The sequence below is a fragment of the Bacillus sp. YKCMOAS1 genome (genome assembly GCF_030268125.1).
In the GTDB taxonomy this organism is placed as follows: Bacteria; Bacillota; Bacilli; order Bacillales; family Bacillaceae; genus Bacillus; species Bacillus safensis.
On sequence record NZ_BSEI01000004.1, the window covers coordinates 103077 to 125979 of the forward strand.

Consider the following 22903-nt stretch of genomic DNA (forward strand, 5'->3'; position numbering starts at 1 on the left):
ATATCAAAAGTGTGTTAAAAATGACATTAGTTGAATATGAAAAGGTTTTGACTGAGATTCAGTAGAATGATCTTTCCCTGTTTAAGAGAGCTGACGGCTGGTGCAAGTCAGTACAAAGAGATATTCGAATTACCCTCACGAACCGCTTTTACGAAAAGGAGCATGCCCTGATTAGTGAAAGAACGGATCTGTCCGTTATCAGTGTAAGTGAAAAGACAAGATTTTTTGTTTTTTAAGCAGGGTGGTACCGCGATATATATCGTCCCTTCGTTCATTCGAAGGGGCGTTTTTTATGTTTCATTTTAAACAAAGGAGATTTGGATATGAGTCAATTGATGGAAGAGCTATCGTTCAGAGGATTAATTCAGCAGCAAACAGATGAAGAAGGTTTAACAAAATTATTAGCAGAAGAAAAAATCAAACTATACTCCGGCTTTGATCCGACAGCTGACAGCTTACACATTGGTCATCTATTGCCAATTTTAACATTACGCAGATTCCAAGAAGCAGGTCATCACCCGATTGCTCTTGTTGGCGGCGCGACTGGACTCATTGGCGATCCTAGCTTCAAAAAAGCAGAACGTTCACTTAACCCAGCAGAAATCGTAGAGCAGTGGACAGAGAAAATCAAAGGACAGCTGTCTCAATTTCTTGATTTTGAAGCAGGCGAGAACCCAGCCGTCATCGTGAATAACTACGACTGGATCAGCCAGATGAATGTCATCACGTTCCTTCGTGATATTGGAAAGAACTTCGGTGTAAACTTCATGCTGGCAAAAGATATCGTGAGCTCACGTATCGAAACAGGGATTTCTTACACAGAGTTCAGCTATGTCATCCTGCAGTCTTTAGACTTCTTAAACCTTTACAGAAATGAAAATTGTAAGCTGCAAATTGGCGGAAGTGACCAGTGGGGAAATATCACATCTGGACTTGAGCTGATCCGTAAATCTGAAGCTGAAGGGGCAAAAGCATTCGGTTTGACAATGCCGCTTGTCACAAAAGCAGACGGTACAAAGTTTGGTAAAACAGAAGGCGGCGCCATCTGGTTAGATAAAGAAAAAACGTCTCCTTATGAGTTCTACCAATTCTGGATCAACACAGATGACCGTGATGTCGTGAAATACTTAAAATACTTTACGTTCTTATCAAAAGAAGAGATCGCATCGTACGAAGAAAAAGTGCAAACAGCACCTGAAAAGCGCGAAGCACAGCGCCGTCTAGCAGAGGAAGTGACAACACTTGTACATGGACGTGAATCACTAGAACAGGCTGTCAACATCTCAAATGCGCTATTCAAAGGTGAAATCAAATCTCTTACAGCTGAAGAAGTGAAAGTAGGCTTTAAGGATGTTCCATCAATGGAGAAAAGCAGCACAGAAGAATTAACACTTGTCGATATCCTTGTGGAATCAAAGCTGTCTCCATCAAAGCGTCAAGCGCGTGAAGATATCACAAATGGTGCTGTCTCCATCAACGGAGAGAGACAAACAGATAAAGACTATGTTCTATCAGCTGAAGACCGAATTGAAAACCAATTTACTGTCTTAAGAAGAGGGAAGAAGAAATACTTCCTCGTGACGTATAAATAAAGTATGACACAGTAAGCATCATTGAAAAGCACCTCAAATGTTCGTATACATTGAGGTGTTTTTCTTTTTAGAAGTATGAATGAAGCCGATTATTTTACAGGGGCGTTTTCTTCTTGTTCAAGGAGTGAATCTTTGTTTGTATAAGCATGTTCTACCTTACAAATTCGGGTAGTATAGGATTCATACCAATCTGCTTTCCCCTTTTTTTGAACACGCTGATGTGCTGTATGTGCTTTCCATTCTTTAATGGCTGCTAATGAATCCCAGTAAGAGACAGTGATGCCAACACCATGCTCATCTCGTACACTTTCTATTCCAAGAAATCCGTCTAGATCTTTCGCTAATTCTTCCATTTTTTGAGCAGCCGCATCGTATTGTTTCTGTTCGACATTTGTTCGTTTTGATGTGAAAATCACGGCATAGTAGGGCGGGGCAGGTGTTTGAGTAAATAGCATCTAGTAGAACCTCCTTTGTCTATTGATATTATATATGAAAGAAAGAAGGTCTCGTAGTCTTTTTGTTTTAATTAAAAAAAGTCCAAGGTGCTTTTTGATTATTTATAGGGCTGTAAAAACATCTCATAAACATTACCTTGTTCACTTTTCTGTCATATTTTTCTTGTATAAAATAGAGGAGAAAAAGATGAATAAGGGGGAATGAAAGTGATTCTATTTAAGAAAAGGAGTTTGCAAATTCTCGTTGCACTTGCATTGGTGATTGGTTCAATGGCTTTTATCCAGCCGAAAGAGGTGAAGGCGGCTGAGCATAATCCGGTTGTGATGGTACATGGTATTGGGGGTGCGTCTTATAACTTTGCTTCTATTAAAAGTTATTTGGTTGGACAAGGCTGGGATCGAAACCAATTATATGCTATCGATTTCATAGACAAAACAGGAAATAACCGCAACAATGGTCCGCGTCTATCTAAATTCGTCAAAGATGTGTTAGACAAAACGGGTGCCAAAAAAGTAGATATTGTGGCTCATAGTATGGGTGGGGCGAACACGTTATACTATATTAAGAATCTTGATGGCGGAGATAAAATTGAAAACGTTGTCACAATTGGTGGAGCAAACGGACTCGTTTCAAGCAGAGCACTACCAGGAACAGATCCAAATCAAAAAATTCTTTACACATCCGTCTATAGCTCAGCCGATCTCATCGTCGTCAACAGCCTCTCTCGTTTAATTGGCGCAAAAAACGTCCTGATCCATGGCGTTGGCCATATCGGTCTATTAACCTCAAGCCAAGTGAAAGGCTATATTAAAGAAGGATTGAACGGCGGAGGACAGAATACGAATTAAACAACGAAAAAAGACAGTGGCATATGCTGTCTTTTTTTTGTTATCGGTGAAAAAAGATTGTTTTTTATATTTAATATGAATCTATAGAGAGATTAAAGTCCCGTTTTGTAATAACAATATCATTATAATAGTAGTTGTTTTGACTAGTGATTAATAACTAGTATGTTTAAAAAATAATCTGTACGAGGTGCTCTATACTTGCTGATTGGTTTAATTTTAGTATGAGCATATAAATATGAAAATAATACAATATAGAATAAAACTTTTATCTCAATAAATGAATGGAAAAGGATGTTATAGTATGTAGATGTTAGGGGGGGAAGCGAATGTTTCATCGAAGAAGTTCACTCTTTAGATTACATATGAAAGTTTAAATCTTGCATTTCAAGGGGGATATAATGAGGAACAAATTATTCTTTAAAAAAACAACTTTTATTATGATAGCATTATTTTTGGGCTTTTCCGTTATTGCTTCACCAATCGCAGCTGCCAAAACAAACTCTAATGAAGCAAGTGTGAATTTACTGGCTAAAGATTTAAAATTTTTAATGGAGACAGCTAGTATATATGATCAAAATAATCAGTTGGTTGGCTTTAATTTTGAAAAATTAAGAGAGAGATTTGGAGATACAAAAGAATTTACAATTTTAGAAAATGAAATAAAACAAAGTGGAATTCAATTAGAAAAGTCTTCAGATTTAAAAACTCAGGATGCTAAAGGAACTTGGGGCGATTGTATGATTGATTCATTAAAGGATCATTTTGGGGTGGCAATGATAGAAGTGGCTTTAACTGGTGGTCTTTGGAGCTATCTTGAAAAGAAGGCTTATAAAGAAGCTGCTAAGCTTTTATTGAAGATTGGCATTGGGGGAAATGTTATCGGTTTAGTAGCCTTCCTTACTTGGTATTCAGCTAAATGCATGGAGGGAAGAGGCCCATGGGCATAATTAACCGACTTAATATAATAGGAGGAAGACAATGATGCAAAGACTAAAGTTATATTTTTTGGGTTATTTCCTTTATTTCCCTTTATCTTTTTTCATCATCTATTTCATATGGATGTTTATGATCAAATCAGATAAACTATTTGATGTTTTTTCTAACAGTACATCAATCATTGGAATATATTATATAATTGTCAGTGTGTTTTTTGTTTTTTTACTTCAGTCCAAATTTAAAGATGCTAATAGAATAAATTAAATTCATTGAAAAAGAAGCTGGTAAGTCTGCAAATGACTTCTAGGTTCTTTTTTCAATTTAATAAAAACATGTACAAAACGTTCGTCATTTCGTACACTACATGTAGTGAATGTGAATATACGGAGGTGGGCGTTTGTGAAAACGAATCAAAAGGCTTTCATCATTGTAGATGTACAAAAAGCGTTCGAGCATGAAAAATGGGGAGAACGCAATAACCTAGAGGCAGAGGGAAATATCAGCAGGCTATTGACGTTTTGGCGAGAGAAAGGCTGGAAAGTGATTCATATTCAGCATACATCCGACAATCCGGACTCTGTCTTTCATCCGGCAAATGAAGGGCACCTTTTCAAAGATATGGCTAACCCGCTAGAGGAAGAAACAGTGATACAAAAGAAAGTCAACAGCAGCTTTATTGGTACTAACTTAGAGGAACATCTAAGATCAAACCAGATTGACACGGTCGTCATCGCAGGATTAACAACACCTCACTGCGTATCAACAACCACAAGAATGAGCGGAAATCTTGGCTTTGATACGTATCTGATCTCAGATGCAACAGCCGCCTTTGGACTAATAGATCAAAATGGTACATATTTTGACCCAGAAACGATCCACCGGCTCTCACTTGCAACCCTGCATGATGAATTTGCGACTGTCATGACAACAGAGCAGCTCATCGCAAAATGGACAAGTCAAGAATAAAAGTTTGAAAGCTCCTAGAAAGAGATCTAGGAGCTTTTTTCATGCTAATGATGTGTGTCCAGCGATTGTTTTCGTTGTTTCTTACGTGAGTAAAAGAGATCAATCTCAATAAATAAAAAACTGACAAAGAATGATAAAATTAATACACCGGAATCCCCTATCGATACATTCATTAAATTTAAGTAAAGGACATACTTGATGGAGAGATGTAAAACAATCCAAGAACTCACCCATTCCAAAACATAAGTGAGCCATATAGGAAGTTTAAGGAGATAAGATAGTCCTTTTCCTATGAATAGAAGGACAGGTGACCAAAAAACAACGATAACACTCACGAACAAAGAGAAAGAGATTAAAGAAAAAAATGAATCATACGTGATGGTTTCTCCAAAAAGAAAATTCACGCCTAAAACGGTGATGTATAGCAATACACTAGGAATCGCAATCACAAAGCAGATAGAAAAAAAGAGCAGGAAGATAAACAGACTTGCAGCAAATCTATTTGGCGGTTCATCTATGATTTGTTTTTTTCTTAAAAGAGAATAGGCAATTACTGATAAGATTAAGAGTAAGAATAGAATGATTATGATACTAAACATGGATCTCCTCCATCTAAGTACTATAGAAGACAATACGACTGATACGTCATCTATCATTATTGTACCAATAGAAAAAAGGCACTTCAATGAAATATTTCCTATATTTGTATATAAAAATAGAGACAGGTTTGATTGAAGTAAGAATGGAGCAGGCAACCGGGGAAAATAAGTGTTGAAAATGGAAGATGACTTCAAATGATTTCATGTATAATTGAGAACATACAAAAAACCCTAGAAATCCTTGAACAATCAAGGGATCTAGGGTTTGTTTGCTCTCTTAGAGAAGTAATGAAATTAACGAGAGTAGAACTCAACGATTAGTTGTTCGCTGATTTCAGGCGCTAATTCAGAACGCTCTGGAAGACGAGTGAAAGTTCCTTCAAGCTTTTCAGCATCGAAAGAAAGGTATTCAGGAACGAAGTTGTTTACTTCAACTGATTCTTTCACTACTGCAAGGTTTTGAGATTTCTCACGAAGAGCAATCGTTTGACCTGGTTTCACAGAGAAAGATGGGATGTCTACACGGCTTCCATCAACAAGGATGTGACCATGGTTTACTAGCTGACGAGCTTGGCGGCGAGTACGAGCAAGGCCAAGACGGTATACTAGGTTGTCAAGGCGAGTTTCAAGAAGGATCATGAAGTTTTCACCTTGTTTACCAGGAAGTTTAGCAGCTCTGTCATATAGTGTACGGAATTGACGTTCGTTGACACCGTACATGTGACGAAGCTTTTGCTTCTCTTGTAATTGTAAACCGTATTCAGATAGTTTTTTGCGTTGTCCTGGACCATGTGGGCCTGGAGCGTAAGGGCGTTTTTCAAGTTCCTTACCTGTTCCGCTTAATGAAATGCCTAAACGGCGGGAAATCTTCCAACTTGGACCTGTATAGCGAGCCATAATGTGACTCCTCCTTATTGTTTTTATTTGTGAAAAATAAAAACCGTCTGTTCTTCCTCTTCTTCGTCATTATGTTTTCATGCATCCTCGCTCCAGCAGCAGGGAGTTACAAGATGCACCTTCATATAGAAGGAACAAAATGATACAAAAAAGCCGAACAAAAAGGCTGCCATATTTCACACAAACTCTATTATATGACGCTGGATATGAGAAGTCAACCTATTTAGAGGAAAAGGTGACGTTCCCCATTATATAAAGAAACATAAAAAAGCAGACAATGTGCCTGCTTTTTCTGCATGATTACGCATCCGTAGAGACGGATAACGCCTGTTGAAGAATCTCTGTAAATTGAATAAGGTAGGTCTCATCTACTTCACTGAAGCGGTCTTTCACAGGACTGTCAATATCGAGCACCCCAATGATCTGTCCATTGACCTTGAGCGGAATGACTATTTCAGATTGCGATGCGGCATCACACGCAATATGTCCAGGGAATGCATGGACATCAGCGATACGCTGCACTTCACCTGTCGCAAACGCTGTACCGCAAACGCCTTTTCCAGAAGGGATGCGCACACATGCAGGCAGTCCGTTAAATGGTCCAAGCACAAGCTCGCCGCCCTTTGCTAAATAAAACCCCGCCCAATTAACTTCAGGAAGTGAGTGATAGAGTAATGCAGCTGCATTTGCCAAGTTGGCAATCAGATCAGGTTCACCATCTGTAATGGCTTCTACCTGTTTGACAAGCAATTGATAGTCTTTTGAAGGATCGCCAGACTGTTTTTCGACATGAAACATGAAAATCTCCTACTTTCTATCTTAAAAATACATAACTTGCGTTTCGCATGTGGGATTTGTCGAGCAATTGTAAAAGGAACTTCTGCCTTCATCTTGAAGTATGTACACATGAAGAGGGGTGAGCGGATGAAAACATCAACAACCGTGCAAACAAAAGACCGTATTATGGATGCTGCCATCAGACTTTTTAACCAAAAAGGATTTTCTGGAACCTCTGTCCGTGAGATTGCGAAGGAAGCAAACGTCAACGTTGCCCACATTTCTTATTACTTTCAAGGAAAAGGAGGGCTGCTTGAGCAGCTCGTATCCGATTTTTATGAAGGTTACATTCACATGATTGAATCACATCTCCATCACATGGAAACCCGTCACGCAAAAGAATGCTTGCTACATGTGGTTTTTGATATTTTATCTTATCAGCACAAGCACCGTCAATTAACCCGTTTCGTTTATCGGGAGGTGACGATTGATTCGACACTCATCAGAGAAATCATGTCGACATATTTAACAAAAGAAAAGTATTTGTTTCAGCTCATCATTGAAAAAGGAAAAAGCACCCATGTTATTTGTGAGCAGCTTTCACTTGCATCCTTTATGATTCAGCTAAAATCACTTCTCATGATGCCATATTTACAGCCGCAATATTTAACAGAGGTGCTTTATTTGAATCCAAGTGAGCCGTATTTCTATCAAATGTACTTTAAGGAGCTGAGCCGCTCGCTTCATCATCTGTTAGAACCAAAAGAGCCGGCATTAGATTCTCATCTGAACCTCATGATGTCCTCGAATTGATCATACGCATATCCGAGATCTTCCGCTTGATGGGCATCAGAGCCGAATATGAGCGGAATTTTTTTCTTTTTGGCAAGGTCAATCATCCATGGATCTAAATAGATACTTCTGGCATATGTTTTACGAAGACCTGATGTATTAAAATCTAAGGACATGCCTTTTTTTACCGTTTCTTCAAGGCAAAGGGTGACCTTTTGACAAAGTTCAGGTGACATTTCATATGGAAAAAGCTGTTTGAATTTCTGGACAAGGGTGATATGACCGATTCTCTTTGGCTTATATTGGCCTAAAGATGATAGAATAGAAGAATGAATTTGGTCATAGTAGCTTTGGTAGACCTGTTCGATGCTGCCATAGATACTTATTAGCTGCTGGAAGGCATGCTCGTCAAAATCAAGGCAAATATAATCATCGCCAGCAGGAAGAAAGTGAACAGATAAAATGGCGTCGTCTAGTTCTGGACCGTAGCAGTCTAAAAAGGTTCTTGTTTCCTCTTCATACTCTTTGATATAGTCAACCTCAAGCCCAGTTTTTACTATTAATTGCCCTTTGTATTCTTGTTTCAGCTGAGCCAGTTTTGTTATATACGCTTCAAGGTCTTGGAGCTTCATGGCACTATCCTGCTCAGGTGTTGGATCTTGAAACGATGGAGGCAGCGGGGCATGCTCGGTAAAGGTTATGGAATCAAATCCCTTTTTGATGGCTTTTTCAATATAAGAATGAAAAGGATCAAGCGAGCCGTGCGGGCAAAACGGTGTATGTAGATGTGCATCTTGTTTCAGCATGTCGTCACCTCTTGTCGATTTTTTGAAAAACGTGATGTTTATCAGCGAAAATAATGAAAAATCATGACCAAAAATGCTGGTTACATGGTATCATAATAACAATGAAAACGACAGCTTCCGCATACATAAAAGCAGGTCACATTGATACGTGTGATCAAATGATAGAAAGCTCACAAATACTTTCTTGAAAAAACATACATAAAACCGTGAATGGATGGTATTGGAAAACATACGATCCTGCTTATAAAAAACAAATGCAAAGCGGACACGAAAGGGTTCTCAGGTCTACTCGGGACACTTTTACCCTGACATCACTTAGATCACAACAAGGGGGCTCATTATGGAGTTTATCATCGGTTTAATTGTCATTTTGCTTGCTTTGTTTTCAGTCGGTTATTTCCTGCGAAAAAATATATATAAAGAGATTGACCGATTGGAAGCATGGAAAATTGAAATTTTAAACAGATCAATTGTAGAAGAAATTTCAAAAATCAAACATTTAAAAATGACCGGAGAAACAGAGCAATTTTTTGAAAGATGGCGTGCAGAGTGGGACGATATCGTCACAGCCCATCTTCCAAAGGTTGAGGAGCTATTATATGATGCAGAAGAGTATTCTGATAAATATCGATTCTCCAAAGCCAAGCAGGTTCTTACGCACATTGAGGACTTGCTGAGTGCTGCTGATTCGAACATTGAAGACATTTTAAAAGAGATTGCAGACCTTGTCACAAGCGAGGAGCAAAATCGCAAGGACATTGAAAAGGTCAAAGAACAATATCAAACAGTTCGAAAAAATCTGCTTGCGTACAGCCATTTATACGGCACCCTTTATGACAAAATGGAGCAGGACTTAGATGAGGCCTGGGAAGGGATCAAGCAGTATGAGGAAGAGACAGAAAACGGAAACTACATGAAAGCAAGAAAGATTTTGCTTGAGCAAGACCGTAGACTCGATCAGCTGCAGCTGTATATTAATGATGTACCGAAGCTCATTGCAGACTGCAAACAAACCGTACCAGGCCAGTTGACGAAGCTGAAAGACGGATATAAAGAAATGACAGACAAAGGCTACAAGCTTGAGCACATCCAGATCACTAAAGAGCTTGAGAACTTAAACAAACAGCTGACCCGTGCGGAAAAACTGCTGATTGATGAACTCAATCTGGATGAAGCATCAAGTATTCTGCAAATGATTGATGATGCAATTCAGACGCTATATGATCAGCTGGAAGCGGAAGTAGAAGCAGGACAGGAAATTAAAAGCAAAATGCCTGAGCTGACGGAAGCATTTGAAAAGCTCGAGCAGGATCACACCCAAACAAAGGCAGAAACAGCTCTTGTAAAAGAAAGCTACAAACTGACAGCCGGAGAGCTTGATCAACAGAAGGCGTTCGAAAAACGCTTAGAAGAAATTGAAAAGCTCATGAAACAAATTCGAGAGAAGCTTGATCGTGACCATGTCGCATATTCATTATTAATGGATGAAATCAATCAGCTTGAGACCTTTATCGATGATGCAAAAGCATTGCATGATACGTTTAAAGATCACCTTCAATCATTAAGAAAAGAAGAGCTGCAAGCGAGAGAAACACTGGCTGAGCTTAAAACGATGCTGACAGATACAGTGCGTCAGCTGCAAAAAAGCAATATTCCAGGTGTACCTGCTGACATGAAAGAGCAGGCTGAAAAAGCGCAGGAGATGATTCAGCAAGTGCAGCAGCAGCTGGAGAACCTGCCGCTCAACATGCCAGCCGTGAATGAGCAATTAAAAGAAGCCTCTGACACAGTGAGGCATGTTGTGGATGAGACGGAAGAAATGCTCACTAAAGTGGATCAAATTGAACGAATCATTCAATACGGTAATCGTTTTAGAAGCCAAAATCATATTCTTTCTGAACAATTAAAAGAGGCAGAGCGAAGATTTTATGCATACGATTATAACGGTTCATTTGATGTAGCAGCAGCAGCTGTTGAAAAAGCATCACCTGGAGCCGTTCAGAAGCTATTAGCTCAGCAGGAAAAAGAATATCAGCATCAATAAAAAAGCTGAAGTCCATTGATAGGACTTCAGCTTTTTTGTATTATGACGCCTGTTTTTGGCGTTCTTCTGAAGCAGAAGAAGTGAAAAGTGAGATCAGGAATCCAATGGCGACTCCAAGTATCGCAGGGACAAGCCAGCCAATGCCAAGGTCATAAAAAGGTAGCACTGTTTGGAAGATGTCTTTTACTGGACCGATTGGAAGTTTTGCTGCTGCTAATCCGTCAAATAAGCTGACGCACCCTGTTAAAATTAACGAGAGGACATATACTGGTTTTCTATGTCCAAGCCATTTATCAGCTAGTGATAGAACGATGATCACAATTGCCAGAGGATAAATCGCTGTTAAGACTGGAACAGAGAAAGCAACGATATGAGCAAGTCCAAAGTTAGAAATGATGAAACTAAATAATGTAACAAGTGTCACGACCATTTTATAAGAAAGTTTAGGAATTAACTTTGAGAAATACTCTCCGCATGATGTGACAAGACCGATACTTGTTGTTAAACAAGCGACTGTAATGGCAGCACCTAATACAATATTTCCAAGACTTCCGAAAAGGAACTGAGAAGACTGAGCTAAGATTTTGCTTCCATCTCCAACGAATCCAATGGCATGTGTACTAGAAGCACCTAGATACGCAAGTGATAGGTAAACGAAGGTTAATCCAGCAGCTGCAATCAAACCTGCTTTGATACAAGCAGAAGCCAGTGCCTTTTTACTTGTCACACCGCGTCCTTTAATCGCGTTGATGACAACAATTCCAAATACAATAGAAGCAAGAGCATCCATCGTTTTATAGCCCTCTAAAAACCCTTTGAAAAACGATCCGTTGCTATAAGATACATCTGGTGTACCAATCACGCCCATCGGTGTCAAAATGGCTTTTACAATGATAATAAAAATGATCGTAAATTTAATCGGTGTTAATATTTTCCCTACACGATCCACGATTTTCGTTGGATTTAAAGCAAGGTAATACGTAATACCGAAAAAGATGAGTGTAAATAAAAGAAGGGACAGCCAAGCTGGCACACTTGATAAAAATGGTAATGCGCCAATTTCATACGAAACCGTTCCTGTTCGCGGAATAGCGAAAAGCGGCCCAATGGATAAATATAAAATGACGGTGAATGCTGTTCCAAACACTGGGTGAGCCTTATCCGCAAGTCCTTTTGCATCACGTCCTGTTAAAGCGATCGCAATAATACCTAGTAGAGGTAAACCGACACCTGTTAATAAAAATCCGCCCATTGCTCTCCATACATTTGTTCCAGCATATTGCCCAAGCTCTGGTGGATAAATCATATTTCCGGCGCCGAAGAATAAAGCAAATAACATAAAACCTATAATAACCGTATCTTTCGTCGACAATGTTGCCTTCATTGAATATAAAGCCTCCAATATTATGTTGAAATATTCTGTTAATTAGTTGTTAAAACCGTTCTTCATTAACATTCACTAATTATAAAGGATGTACGCCTGATGTCAACATGTGTTTTCATACAAAAGTCATGAATTTTTCTATTTTAGTATATGAAGAACATAAAAAAACATCCCCTTCTCCTATGGAAAGGGATTTTTTTGTTTTAATGCTTGATTAAGCAAGCTGTTTAGGTGGACTCGTCAATAAAGAAATAAGAAGTCCAATAATAGCTCCAAGAACGGCAGGGATGGCCCAGCCGATCCCAAGACTGTATAAAGGAACAACAGCTTCTAAAAATTTAGGGAATCCGCCTAGAGGGATCTTCGCTGCCACTAACCCGTCGATTACGGCAAAGATACCTGTAAAAATGAGTGAAGTCATATAAATAATCCGTCTTCCGTTGATCCAGCGATCAAGAAAAGATAAGAGAATGATCACGATGGCTAACGGATAAATCGCAACAAGCACGGGAACAGAGAGCGAAATAATTTGTGCCAGTCCAAGGTTTGCTACAAATGTACTGAATAAAGATACAACTAAAACAACTGTACGATAAGAAAAGCGTGGAAATAGCGAAGAAAAATATTCCCCGCAGGATGAAACAAGGCCAATACTTGTGGTCAAACAAGCAAATAAAATCGCAGCCCCTAACACAATATTTCCAGCAGAACCAAATAAAAAGTTAGCCGCAAGCGAAAGGAGTTTTCCGCCATCATTTGCCCCGACCATACCGGTTGCCTCAGGACTTGATGCTCCGACATAAGCGAGTGATATGTACACAAGAGCTAGTCCAGCAGCTGCGACAAGCCCTGCTTTAATACAGGCTGCTGCAATCGATTTACGTTCTGTAATACCACGCTCTTTCACAGCCGTGACAACGACAATTCCGAAAACGATCGAAGCTAGAGCATCCATCGTTTTGTAGCCTTCTAAAAAGCCGGTAAACAGCGGGCTTCCTGCATAGGTTGGATGTGGACTTCCAATTCCACCCATTGGTGTCGCGATCGCTTTGATCACAATTAAAGCAATGACAGCGAGTAAAATTGGTGTTAAAATTTTACCGATTCGGTCAACAAGCTTCGATGGATTTAAAGCAAGTACATAGGTAATGCCGAAAAAAGCAATCGAAAACAAGAATAATGGAATCCATGATTCAGTCTGCGCTTCAGACAGAAACGGCGCCAGCCCAATCTCATAAGAAACCGTCCCAGTACGAGGGATTGCAAAGAAAGGTCCAATGGATAAATATAAAATGACGGTGAAAATGGTACCGAATTTAGGGTGAGCTTTATCAGCAAGCCCTTTTGCACCTGTTCCTGTCAAGGCAACGGCAATGATGCCTAGCAGCGGTAATCCCACGCCTGTCAGTAAAAATCCACCGATCGCAAGCCATACGTTTTCACCTGCATACTGTCCAAGTACAGGAGGAAATATCATATTGCCTGCGCCAAAAAAGAGTGCAAACAACATTAAGCCGATGGCTAATGTGTCTGTTTGACTTAACTTATTTTTCATAAGGTTATCCCCCTATTATTTTATTTTTCCGCCATGTTTAAATATTCTGTTAATTTAGGAAAAAATATGACAATGGCACTATGCATGATATAGTGAATTGATGAGGTTGTCAATATACCGCTTTATATTGAAATAAAAGGAATTCGGATCATATTAGTTAAACGCAAGAGGATAAGGAGTTTCGCAATGATGTATCTTGATAATAGTGCAACCACAAAACCGTACCCTGAGGTTTTACAAGTATATCAGCAAGTGAGTGAGCGTTATTTTGGAAATCCATCTTCGCTTCATCAGCTCGGAATAGATGCAAGCCGGCTGTTAAATGAAACGAGAAAACAAATGCTTCACTACACGGGCTTAAAACAATATGAGATTATTTTTACTTCTGGTGCTACAGAAGCGAATAACATTGCCATTAAAGGAGCAGCACTTGCCAAAATGAATCGTGGCAAGCATATTGTGACGACAGCAATTGAGCATCCTTCTGTCATTGAATCGTTTGAACAGCTGAAGGCGTTATTTGGCTTTGATATCTCCTATATTCAAGTAAATGAGCATGGCCATGCAGATATGATGCATTTAAAAGAAGTGCTTCGCCCTGATACAGTGCTTGTCAGCATGATGCACGTCAATAACGAAACGGGTGCCATCCAGCCGATTGAAGAAGCTGCTGGCATCATTCGTGAGCATGCCGAAAACGCACTTTTTCATGTCGACGGGGTGCAGGGAATGTGCAAAGTAGCACTTAATAAACAGTTGGATGTAGATCTTTTGACGATGTCAGGTCATAAAATTCATGGCTTAAAAGGCACAGGCGCACTCTTTTTAAAGAAAGATGTCATTCTCGCCCCTTTCATTACAGGCGGAGAGCAGGAATTAGGGCTTCGTTCAGGTACTGAAAACCCTGCTGGAGCTGTCAGCTTGGCAAAAGCCATGAAACAATCATTTGAACAGCTTGACAAGCATCACGATGAGATGCTGAACTTAAAAACGCAGCTGCAAAAACAGCTTGGAGACATAGAAGGTATTGTGATGAACACACCGAGGACGCAAAGTGCACCGCACATTGTGAATTTTTCAGTGCCAGGTATTCAAATTGAAGTCCTCCTCCATATGCTTGAAAAAGAAGGCATATATGTTTCTACAACCTCTGCCTGTTCAGCCAAGAAAAAAGAGCCGAGCCGTGTACTGCTGGCGATGGGAAAACCAGAGGAAGTGGCCAAAAGCAGTATGAGAATCAGCTTGACGTATGGACAAGGACCAGAGCTTGCATCGCAAATCATCACATCGATCACACAAAGTGTGAAAAAATTAAAAGGAATGAGATAACAGCATGAAATATGATCATATTTTAGTCCGTTTTGGTGAGATCTCAACAAAAGGGAAGAATAGAAAGAAATTCATTGAAAAACTAAGACAGCACATTCGGTACGTCTTAAAGGATTTTGAAGCATTAAAGTATGCATCTGATAGAGACCGTATCACGATTATGCTGAACGGAGAAGACCCTGAACCGATTTCAGAACAGCTCAAAAGTGTATTTGGCATTCAGAGCTTTAGTCTTGCGGTTAAATGTGAGACGAATCTAGATGCGATTAAAAATGCGGCACTAACAGCGGTACAGGAAGTGTATGAACAGGGGAATACATTTAAAGTATCAACGAAACGTTCTTATAAACAATTTGAACTTGATTCAAATGAAATGAACCGCGAAATTGGCGGACATGTTCTAAGGAATACGGAAAACTTAACAGTCAATGTGAAACAGCCCGATGTGCATTTACGCATCGAAATCAGAGAGCACGCCACGTACATTACATTTAAAGATGTCAAAGGTGCAGGCGGCCTGCCGGTTGGTTCTAGCGGAAGAGCGATGCTCATGCTTTCAGGCGGCTTTGACAGCCCAGTTGCCGGCTATCAAGCAATGAAACGCGGAATTCAAATTGAAGCTGTGCATTTCTTTAGCCCGCCGTATACAAGTGAACGTGCAAAACAAAAGGTCATTGATCTTGCAGAATGCCTAGCAGCATATGGAGGCGAAGTGAAGCTTCACATCGTACCTTTTACAAAAATTCAAGAGCTAATCCACAAACAAGTACCTGAAAACTATACGATGACATCAACAAGAAGAATGATGCTGAAAATAGCTGACAAAATAAGAGAAAAGCGTGATGCCCTTGCGATTATTACTGGTGAAAGCCTTGGGCAAGTGGCAAGTCAGACACTTGAAAGCATGTATGCCATTAATCATGTGACCAATACACCAATCATCCGCCCGCTCATAGCTGTCGATAAAAATGACATTATTGATGAAGCAAGAAGAATTGGCACATACGATACAAGCATTCAGCCTTTCGAGGATTGCTGTACGATCTTTACGCCGCCGTCCCCTAAAACAAAACCAAAGCTTGAGAAGGTAGAACGCTACGAAAGCTTTGCTGATTTCGAGCCGATGCTGGACGAGGCAGTAGAGCAAATTGAAACGATTATTGTGACAAATGAAAAGAAAACGGCAGATGAATTCGCTGATTTATTCTAAAACGAAAATTTCATAATAATTACCATAAAATCAATCGCATGAAGTCATGTGTTTCTACACATTCTATATTCACAAGGAGGTGAGAACACATGGCTCAACAAAACAGACAAAGCAGTTCTAACCAATTACTAGTACCAGGCGCTGCACAAGCTATCGACCAAATGAAGTACGAAATCGCTTCTGAATTTGGTGTAAACCTTGGTGCAGAAACAACATCTCGCGCTAACGGATCAGTTGGTGGAGAAATCACTAAGCGTCTTGTATCTTACGCTCAACAACATATGGGTGGCGGATCTTTCTAAGACACACAATTTAAAAGCTATGGCTTATGAGCGGGATGATTCCCGCTCTTTTCTTTTTGTACATATAAATAGTTAGAATATTTTTAAAAAAGAAGACGGATTTAAAAAATTATGGCATAATACTAGGAGTAGGTCCTAATTCAAGCATTTTTCAGTTATGAGTGTTAGAATAGGTAAATTGAAACATGTTTCGTTTCATAAGAAAGAGGCTAAAAGGAGCTGTACCATGAAAAGAGAAGACTTAATTGCACCAGAACAATATAACTTAGTCAGTGAGATTGAATCGTTCAGTCATGACAAGGAGAAAATGGCCCTGCACTGGCAGGACGGCAATGGTCACGAAGCGCATGTAACATATGCAGCATTAGTGGAAGAGGCAAATAAAATTGGACATGTTTTATTAAAAGCAGGCTTCAAAAAAGGCGATAAAATCATTGTGATGGTGCCGCGCATGCTCGAGGCATACAGCATTTATTTAGCGATTTTGAAAACAGGAATGGTCGTGATTCCTTGTTCTGAAATGCTGCGTGCGAAAGATTTAGATTACCGAATTGAACACGCAGAAGCAAAAGGAGCGATCGTTTACTCTTCATTCATTCAATCGTTCGACGGAACTAAAAAGCCGAACGATTTTAAAACATTCTCAATCGGTGAAAACGATCATGGCTGGACAAACATTCTAGCGCAAAAGGAAGAGCAATCAAACGAACTTAAGTTGGCAGATACAAAGCGCACAGACATGGCGTTTTTATCCTATACATCAGGTACAACAGGGAACCCAAAAGGGGTTGTTCATACACACGGATGGGCGTATGCACATTTACGCACAGCTGCCAAAGCATGGCTCTCCATTAATGAAGGAGATAAAGTATGGGCGACAGCAGGACCAGGCTGGCAAAAATGGGTGTGGAGTCCCCTCTTATCTGTATTAGGAAGTGGAGCAGAAGGCTTTGTATATGGAGGAAAATTCAATCCAAATACATACTTAGAGCTGCTTCAAAAAAATGAAATCAATGTCCTATGTTGTACACCGACAGAATATCGCTTTATGGCAAAAGTAGATGATTTGAGTCAGTATGAGCTGCCGAAGCTGCATAGTGCTGTTTCTGCGGGAGAGCCGCTGAACCGTGAAGTCATTGATACATTCAAAAAGCATTTCGATATAGAAGTACGAGACGGCTATGGCCAAACTGAAAGCACACTGCTCGTAGGGGTGCTAAAAGGAATGGACATCAAGCCAGGAAGTATGGGAAAACCAACCCCTGGAAACGAAGTAGATATCATTGATGAGGATGGAAACGTCTGCGCACCTGGAGAGATTGGTGACATTGCGGTCCATCTCGAAACACCAGCTCTATTTAAGGAATATTACAAAGATGAAGAGCGTACAAAGGCACAGCGCCGAGGAAATTACTTTATTACTGGTGACCGCGCGAAAAAAGACGAAGATGGGTACTTCTGGTTTGAAAGCCGCAGAGATGACATCATTGTCAGCTCAGGCTATACGATTGGACCGTTTGAAGTAGAGGATGCGCTGATCAAGCATCCAGCAGTGAAGGAATGTGCAGTTGTGGCGAGCCCAGATGAAATCAGAGGATCAATCGTGAAAGCATACGTCGTCCTTCGTGATGGAACTGCGCAAAGTGATGAACTGATCAAAGAGCTGCAAACACATGTGAAAAACACAACAGCACCGTACAAATACCCAAGAGAAATCGAATTCATTGACGAATTGCCAAAAACACCGTCAGCGAAAATTCGCCGTGTAGAGCTGAGAGAAAGAGAGCTTGCACGAAAAAGTAAATAATGAAAAAATGAGAAGCGTTTGGATGGAAGCATCCAGCGCTTTTTTTGTACGGAAAATTAAATTTGTTGAAAGCAGGCAAGGTGCTTTATGTTAAAATATGTAGGAATTTCTGAAAAAGGAGAATGTTAGTAGATGTCCATTGCGATCATTCATGGAATTGTACTTGCCTTTGGTCTCATTTTACCTTTGGGCGCACAAAATGTATTTGTATTTCAACAAGGAGCGCTGCAGCCTCGATTATATCGAGCAATGCCTGTCGTCATCACGGCTGCTCTTTGTGACACACTTTTAATTGCTTTAGCTGTCATAGGTGTTTCTGTTGTGGTGTTTACCATTCCAGTACTGCAAATTGGTCTTTATATCATTGGTTTTTGTTTTTTAGTTTATATGGGATGGTCGGTATGGAACACAAGCTCATCATCAGGTGATCAAGAGAAGCAGAAATTAATGCCTGCAAGAAAACAAATTGTATTTGCTTGTTCCGTTTCTCTTTTAAATCCCCACGCGATTCTCGATACGATTGGTGTCATTGGGACAAATTCGCTGCAATATAGCGGCGCAGAAAAGCTGGCATTCACACTTGCCTGTATTATCGTGTCCTGGTTATGGTTTATTGGTCTCGCCCTTTTAGGGAAGATGTTAGGGAAGTTAGATACAAACGGCATATGGATGAACCGTATCAATAAAGCTTCCGCGGTCATGATCTGGCTGGTTGCGTTATACATTGCGTATCAATTGATTGTGTAAAGGTACATAGAGAATAAAACAAAGAAGCGTTTGGACGTAATGATCCAGCGCTTTTTTTGTATATTGGACAGCTTTTCCAGCCAGTGTCAGCATGATCTTAAGAGGTAAATCAGATGCAATTGCCTAGAGGAAATGATAAAGAGTAGGATTTATGCTACATTATCACTAGTGGGTTTTATTGGTAATTAAGTCTATTACATTATTTTCCTTTAAGGGTTATAATCTTTATTAAATTTACTAAAGGAGGCTATATGATGAAGATAAGAAAAATGTTTTGTATGTTATTGTTCATATCACTTTTATTTGGACAATATCCTGTGGGAAACGCTGTTACCGTAAAGGAGGACGAGCCTTTTAAAAAGATACAAAATGATAAAGCAGCAGAAAAACTCATAAAAAAAGCAAAAAAAAGCTCTCAATTTTTAGAGGCAAAAGAATTAGCCCAAAAAAAAGGATATCTATTAAATGGAGAAAGTGCAGCAGTTCATTTGAAAGCTGCTAAAACGGATGTTGTCTATTTTTATCTGAAAAAACAGAAGTCAGATAATCAGGCTCTTAACAATGTTTCCTTCATTTCAGTTTCACTGAGTCAAATAAAAGCTCACTATATTCAACTTGCGGAATACGATGAGAAAGGGAATTTGCACTCATATTTCTTTCAAAATGGAAAATTGAAAAATAAGTTCCTTATCAACCAAAAAGGGGAGTTTTTAAAAGGATCTTTTACCTATGGTGAAAATGGTGCAAAGCAAGATATGATGGAATTAAATAAAAAAATTGTCCAAATAGATGATTCGGAAATCCAAACGAGTTTTAATTGGAACAAGTTTTGGAACTGCTTAAAAAAGCAAAGCGGTCCGAATGAATCTCTTCCGTTACGTTCAATGGTTCTTGGAGCGTGTTATTATATTTGTTTTACGGGACCTGCTAGCTGTATTGCATGCGCGGTGATTAATGGAGGTATATCAGCAGGATTGGCCGGTTATTGTGTGAAAAAAGTTTGGTGAATAGGGGGGTTTTTAGAATGGCTCATAAAGAACAGCGTAAAGGAGTAGTTCTTGCTGTTTTAGATACGTTAACATTTGGTATACCAGTGTTGCTATGGAATTTATATAAGAATACGAATACAACATTGAAATTAATGATCCCGATCATTCCGATTGTTGGTTTCATAACGTATCTTTTAGCATCCCTTCATTAATAGGATAAAAAATCCTTAGCATGAGCGTAGCGCTCATGCTTTTTTCATTGGGTCATTTTTTAAAAATCGTTTGATTTAATAGACGGAGAGCTTGTACGATATCATCCATTTGTTCTATATCTGAGGGAGATAGGCTATCTATTAGCATCCTTTCGATATGCTGGAAGGCTTCGTTCATACAGGCCCGGCCTTTGTCAGAAAGTATAATGACATGCTTTCGTTTGTCATTACGGTCTTCTTCTCTAGCAATGAATTGTTTTTCTTGCAGCTTTTTCAGTTCTCTGCTGACATTTGGAAGAGACATATGCTGGCAGTCTGCGATGTCACTAGGGGTAAGCGGTTCGCTGACCGCTAGCTGCTCTAAAATTAAATATTGTAAGGGTGTTAATTCTGGTGGTTTGACTTTGCTCATCATATTATGTTTTAACTCTGAAAAAGTAGAAGCAAATGCGACGAATTCCTTGAAGAAATGTGGATGTTGCATGATGATCACCTCCTACGTAACATATCAAATTTATTATCAAAAAACAATTATCATTTGACAACAAATTGGGTAAGGTGTATCATTTTGTTATCAAATGATAACCAAAGGAGAAAAATATGAATGTACTCATTATTTATACTCACCCTCATCACAATAGTTTAAATGGTGCTTTTTTTAAAGAAATTGTTAGAGGCAGCGAAGAAAATCCAATCGTTCAAGAAGTGAAAATCATCGATTTATATCAAGAAAAATTTGATCCTGTACTTGTTTTTAATGAAGAGAAAAAGAGACGTGATATGCATAAAGATCCTGACATTCGCCAGTATCAGGATAAGATTAAGTGGGCGGATAAAATCGTGTTCGTTTATCCCATTTGGTGGGGGCGACCGCCAGCTATGCTGCTTGGCTTTATTGACCGCATGTTTGCTGCGAATTTCGCTTATCGTCAAGCAGGTGGTCTGCTGCCAGAAGGATTATTAAAAGGGAAAAGTGCCGTTTGTGTATCGACAATGCAAGGACCAACCAACTACCCTTTGTTCTTTTTACAAAATGCGCACAAGATGTTAATGAAACGAGCTCTCTTGCAATATGTCGGAATCAAACCTGTGAAGTTCTTTGAGTTTGGGATGATGGAAAGTCCAAAAGGGAAGCATGATATCAAATTAAAACGCACATACAACTATTTCAGAAACATCAGCTCATAACTTAATGGGATAAGTCACTTTCCTTCTAATTTGATCCTTTTATGTTTTAAAATGACATTGAGGCGGGGTCACTTATCCTCGTCATTTGAAAAGGGGGATATGGATGAAGAAAACATTGTTTAAAGAAGCAGCACTCTTAACACTTGATCCATCTTTAGGTTTTCTTGAAAAGGGAGATCTATTAATTGAAGGGAAACACATTTTAGAAGTTGGACCTTCAATTGAAGTAAGTGATGCAGACATTGTTGATGCATCTGATATGGTCATCATGCCAGGTCTTGTAGATACACATCGGCATGTGTGGCAGTCTGTCATCCGAGGCATAGGGACAGATTGGTCTTTGCAGACATATTTAAGCAAAATCTATTATGGCAACTATGGAGCAATGAGACGCCCATCCGACGATCGAATCGCCAATTATTTAGGGGCATTAGAGGCTTTAGATGCAGGTGTGACCACGTTTTTAGATTGGACGATGATCAATTCAATGGATCATACAGAAGAGCTCATTGGAGGATTAAAAGATGCGGGTATACGAGCTGTTTTTGCTTTTGGTTCCTCTGGAGATGCTGAATATTGGGATAGAGAGAGTACGCTCACCAATATGGAGGACGCAGCACGTGTGAAAAAAGCGCATTTTCAATCATCAGATCAGCTTTTAACAATGGGACTTGCGATTCGTGGTCCAGAGTTTTCTTCATGGGAGACGTCGGTATTTGAAATTGAAACAGCCCGGTCTCTAGATGCTCTATGCAGTATGCACATCGGCTTTGGAAATTGGGGAGCGGAGGATCGATCGATTGAGCGGCTTCACAAAGCAGGGCTGCTTGGACCGGATTTGAATATGGTGCATATTAACGCAATCGATGCGGATCAAATGAAGATGCTGGCAGACAGCGGAAGCTCCATCTCCATTACCCCTGAAATTGAAATGATGATGGGTCACGGTTATCCTGTCACAGGACTTGCGATTGAACAAGGTGTTCTTCCAACGCTCGGTGTAGACGTAGTGACAGCGACAGGTGGAGATTTGTTTGCTCAAATGAAATTCGGGCTTCAGGCAGAGCGCGCGATCCAAAATCAATCGTTGTTAATGGATGGGATCATGCCGGGGCCTGACCTTGGGCTGTCTGCTCATCAAATGCTTGAGGCTGCGACGATCAATGGCGCTCGTGCATTACAGCTTGATCATAAAATTGGGTCGCTTACACCTGGGAAAGAAGCGGATTTTATTTTGATCGATCGGACAAGCATGAATCTTCTTCCGATGACAGATCCGGCTGGAGCGGTTGTCCAAACGGCACATCCTTCAAATGTTGATTCTGTTTATGTGGCTGGAAAAGCAGTGAAACAAAACGGAAAGCTAGTCGGTGTGAACCTAGAAGAGGTCAAACGAAAAGCTTATGCGGCAAGAGACCATATTTTATCACACAAGTTTGAATCGACACCTTCGTAAATAAAATAACC

The 22903-nt window shown here is 39.8% G+C and carries 23 protein-coding genes and 1 other annotated feature; of the genes, 15 read left to right on the forward strand and 8 right to left on the reverse strand.

Annotated features, from left to right (window positions below; translation table 11 throughout):
- The first annotated feature begins 38 nt into the window (after positions 1–38).
- Positions 39–270, forward strand: a binding site (T-box leader).
- Positions 271–323: 53 nt separating this feature from the next.
- Positions 324–1592 carry a tyrosine--tRNA ligase gene (tyrS, locus tag QSJ46_RS13150; protein WP_285604825.1) on the forward strand — a complete coding sequence of 423 codons (1269 nt, stop codon included), beginning with the start codon at positions 324–326 and terminating at the stop codon, positions 1590–1592.
- 89 nt (positions 1593–1681) lie between these two features.
- On the opposite strand, the gene QSJ46_RS13155 is transcribed toward tyrS, so the two are convergent.
- Entirely contained in the window at positions 1682–2047 is a 366-nt protein-coding gene (locus tag QSJ46_RS13155; RefSeq protein ID WP_285604826.1) for an antibiotic biosynthesis monooxygenase family protein, read from the reverse strand.
- 270 nt (positions 2048–2317) lie between these two features.
- On the opposite strand from QSJ46_RS13155, the gene QSJ46_RS13160 reads away from it, so the two are divergent.
- From QSJ46_RS13160 to QSJ46_RS13170, 3 genes are all read left to right on the forward strand, one after another.
- A complete protein-coding gene (locus QSJ46_RS13160) occupies positions 2318–2896 on the forward strand; it encodes an esterase/lipase family protein (RefSeq protein ID WP_483298738.1) in 579 nt (192 codons plus the stop codon).
- Positions 2897–3294: 398 nt separating this feature from the next.
- Complete coding sequence (locus QSJ46_RS13165; RefSeq protein WP_107163218.1) at positions 3295–3843, forward strand: hypothetical protein; 549 nt, start codon at positions 3295–3297, stop codon at positions 3841–3843.
- Positions 3844–4231: 388 nt separating this feature from the next.
- Positions 4232–4798 carry a cysteine hydrolase family protein gene (locus QSJ46_RS13170; RefSeq protein WP_285604828.1) on the forward strand — a complete coding sequence of 189 codons (567 nt, stop codon included), beginning with the start codon at positions 4232–4234 and terminating at the stop codon, positions 4796–4798.
- A gap of 44 nt (positions 4799–4842) precedes the next feature.
- On the opposite strand, the gene QSJ46_RS13175 is transcribed toward QSJ46_RS13170, so the two are convergent.
- The 3 genes from QSJ46_RS13175 to QSJ46_RS13185 all read right to left on the reverse strand — a co-directional run bounded on the left by QSJ46_RS13175 (position 4843) and on the right by QSJ46_RS13185 (position 7092).
- Positions 4843–5397 (reverse strand): hypothetical protein, encoded by a 555-nt coding sequence (locus QSJ46_RS13175; protein ID WP_285604829.1) that lies wholly within the window; start codon positions 5395–5397, stop codon positions 4843–4845.
- A gap of 294 nt (positions 5398–5691) precedes the next feature.
- Positions 5692–6294, reverse strand: a complete 603-nt coding sequence (rpsD, locus tag QSJ46_RS13180; protein WP_039180654.1) for a 30S ribosomal protein S4 — start codon at positions 6292–6294, stop codon at positions 5692–5694.
- A gap of 300 nt (positions 6295–6594) precedes the next feature.
- Positions 6595–7092: a GAF domain-containing protein gene (locus QSJ46_RS13185; protein WP_024426170.1), complete on the reverse strand. Its 498-nt coding sequence runs from the start codon at positions 7090–7092 to the stop codon at positions 6595–6597.
- A gap of 126 nt (positions 7093–7218) precedes the next feature.
- On the opposite strand from QSJ46_RS13185, the gene refZ reads away from it, so the two are divergent.
- On the forward strand, positions 7219–7884 hold the full coding sequence (gene refZ, locus QSJ46_RS13190) for a forespore capture DNA-binding protein RefZ (protein ID WP_034624245.1): 666 nt from the start codon (positions 7219–7221) through the stop codon (positions 7882–7884).
- On the opposite strand, the gene hisJ is transcribed toward refZ, so the two are convergent.
- On the reverse strand, positions 7854–8669 hold the full coding sequence (hisJ, locus tag QSJ46_RS13195) for a histidinol-phosphatase HisJ (protein ID WP_285604830.1): 816 nt from the start codon (positions 8667–8669) through the stop codon (positions 7854–7856). The genes refZ and hisJ overlap by 31 nt on opposite strands.
- Before the next feature lie 340 nt (positions 8670–9009).
- Between hisJ and ezrA the strand changes: the two genes are divergently transcribed.
- Positions 9010–10713 (forward strand): septation ring formation regulator EzrA, encoded by a 1704-nt coding sequence (gene ezrA, locus QSJ46_RS13200; RefSeq protein WP_224929149.1) that lies wholly within the window; start codon positions 9010–9012, stop codon positions 10711–10713.
- A 40-nt stretch (positions 10714–10753) separates the two neighbouring features.
- On the opposite strand, the gene brnQ (QSJ46_RS13205) is transcribed toward ezrA, so the two are convergent.
- Together brnQ (QSJ46_RS13205) and brnQ (QSJ46_RS13210) are read right to left on the reverse strand one after the other, a co-directional pair.
- Positions 10754–12097, reverse strand: a complete 1344-nt coding sequence (gene brnQ / locus QSJ46_RS13205; RefSeq protein ID WP_285604831.1) for a branched-chain amino acid transport system II carrier protein — start codon at positions 12095–12097, stop codon at positions 10754–10756.
- 214 nt (positions 12098–12311) lie between these two features.
- Positions 12312–13652 carry a branched-chain amino acid transport system II carrier protein gene (gene brnQ / locus QSJ46_RS13210; RefSeq protein ID WP_269773223.1) on the reverse strand — a complete coding sequence of 447 codons (1341 nt, stop codon included), beginning with the start codon at positions 13650–13652 and terminating at the stop codon, positions 12312–12314.
- 186 nt (positions 13653–13838) lie between these two features.
- Here brnQ (QSJ46_RS13210) and QSJ46_RS13215 point away from each other — a divergent pair, with 186 nt between their 5' ends.
- From QSJ46_RS13215 to QSJ46_RS13245, 7 genes are all read left to right on the forward strand, one after another.
- Positions 13839–14981, forward strand: coding sequence for a cysteine desulfurase family protein (locus QSJ46_RS13215; protein ID WP_047203755.1), 1143 nt, complete (start codon positions 13839–13841; stop codon positions 14979–14981).
- 4 nt (positions 14982–14985) lie between these two features.
- The gene (gene thiI / locus QSJ46_RS13220; protein WP_107163224.1) at positions 14986–16191 is read left to right on the forward strand and encodes a tRNA uracil 4-sulfurtransferase ThiI; all 1206 of its coding nucleotides are present in this window, start codon (positions 14986–14988) and stop codon (positions 16189–16191) included.
- Positions 16192–16280: 89 nt separating this feature from the next.
- A complete protein-coding gene (locus tag QSJ46_RS13225; RefSeq protein ID WP_024424829.1) occupies positions 16281–16493 on the forward strand; it encodes an alpha/beta-type small acid-soluble spore protein in 213 nt (70 codons plus the stop codon).
- Positions 16494–16719: 226 nt separating this feature from the next.
- A complete protein-coding gene (gene mbcS, locus QSJ46_RS13230) occupies positions 16720–18300 on the forward strand; it encodes an acyl-CoA synthetase MbcS (RefSeq protein WP_107163225.1) in 1581 nt (526 codons plus the stop codon).
- Positions 18301–18432: 132 nt separating this feature from the next.
- Complete coding sequence (locus QSJ46_RS13235) at positions 18433–19047, forward strand: LysE/ArgO family amino acid transporter (RefSeq protein WP_047203758.1); 615 nt, start codon at positions 18433–18435, stop codon at positions 19045–19047.
- 254 nt (positions 19048–19301) lie between these two features.
- On the forward strand, positions 19302–20054 hold the full coding sequence (locus tag QSJ46_RS13240) for a hypothetical protein (protein ID WP_047203759.1): 753 nt from the start codon (positions 19302–19304) through the stop codon (positions 20052–20054).
- A gap of 17 nt (positions 20055–20071) precedes the next feature.
- Positions 20072–20248, forward strand: a complete 177-nt coding sequence (locus QSJ46_RS13245) for a hypothetical protein (protein WP_180272423.1) — start codon at positions 20072–20074, stop codon at positions 20246–20248.
- Between the two features lie 52 nt (positions 20249–20300).
- Here the strand turns inward: QSJ46_RS13245 and QSJ46_RS13250 are convergent, their stop codons facing one another.
- Positions 20301–20732, reverse strand: coding sequence for a MarR family winged helix-turn-helix transcriptional regulator (locus QSJ46_RS13250; RefSeq protein WP_212040113.1), 432 nt, complete (start codon positions 20730–20732; stop codon positions 20301–20303).
- Positions 20733–20848: 116 nt separating this feature from the next.
- Between QSJ46_RS13250 and QSJ46_RS13255 the strand changes: the two genes are divergently transcribed.
- Together QSJ46_RS13255 and QSJ46_RS13260 are read left to right on the forward strand one after the other, a co-directional pair.
- Positions 20849–21436 carry an NAD(P)H-dependent oxidoreductase gene (locus tag QSJ46_RS13255; RefSeq protein WP_212043812.1) on the forward strand — a complete coding sequence of 196 codons (588 nt, stop codon included), beginning with the start codon at positions 20849–20851 and terminating at the stop codon, positions 21434–21436.
- Between the two features lie 103 nt (positions 21437–21539).
- The gene (locus QSJ46_RS13260; RefSeq protein ID WP_285604832.1) at positions 21540–22892 is read left to right on the forward strand and encodes an amidohydrolase family protein; all 1353 of its coding nucleotides are present in this window, start codon (positions 21540–21542) and stop codon (positions 22890–22892) included.
- Positions 22893–22903 lie beyond the last annotated feature (11 nt).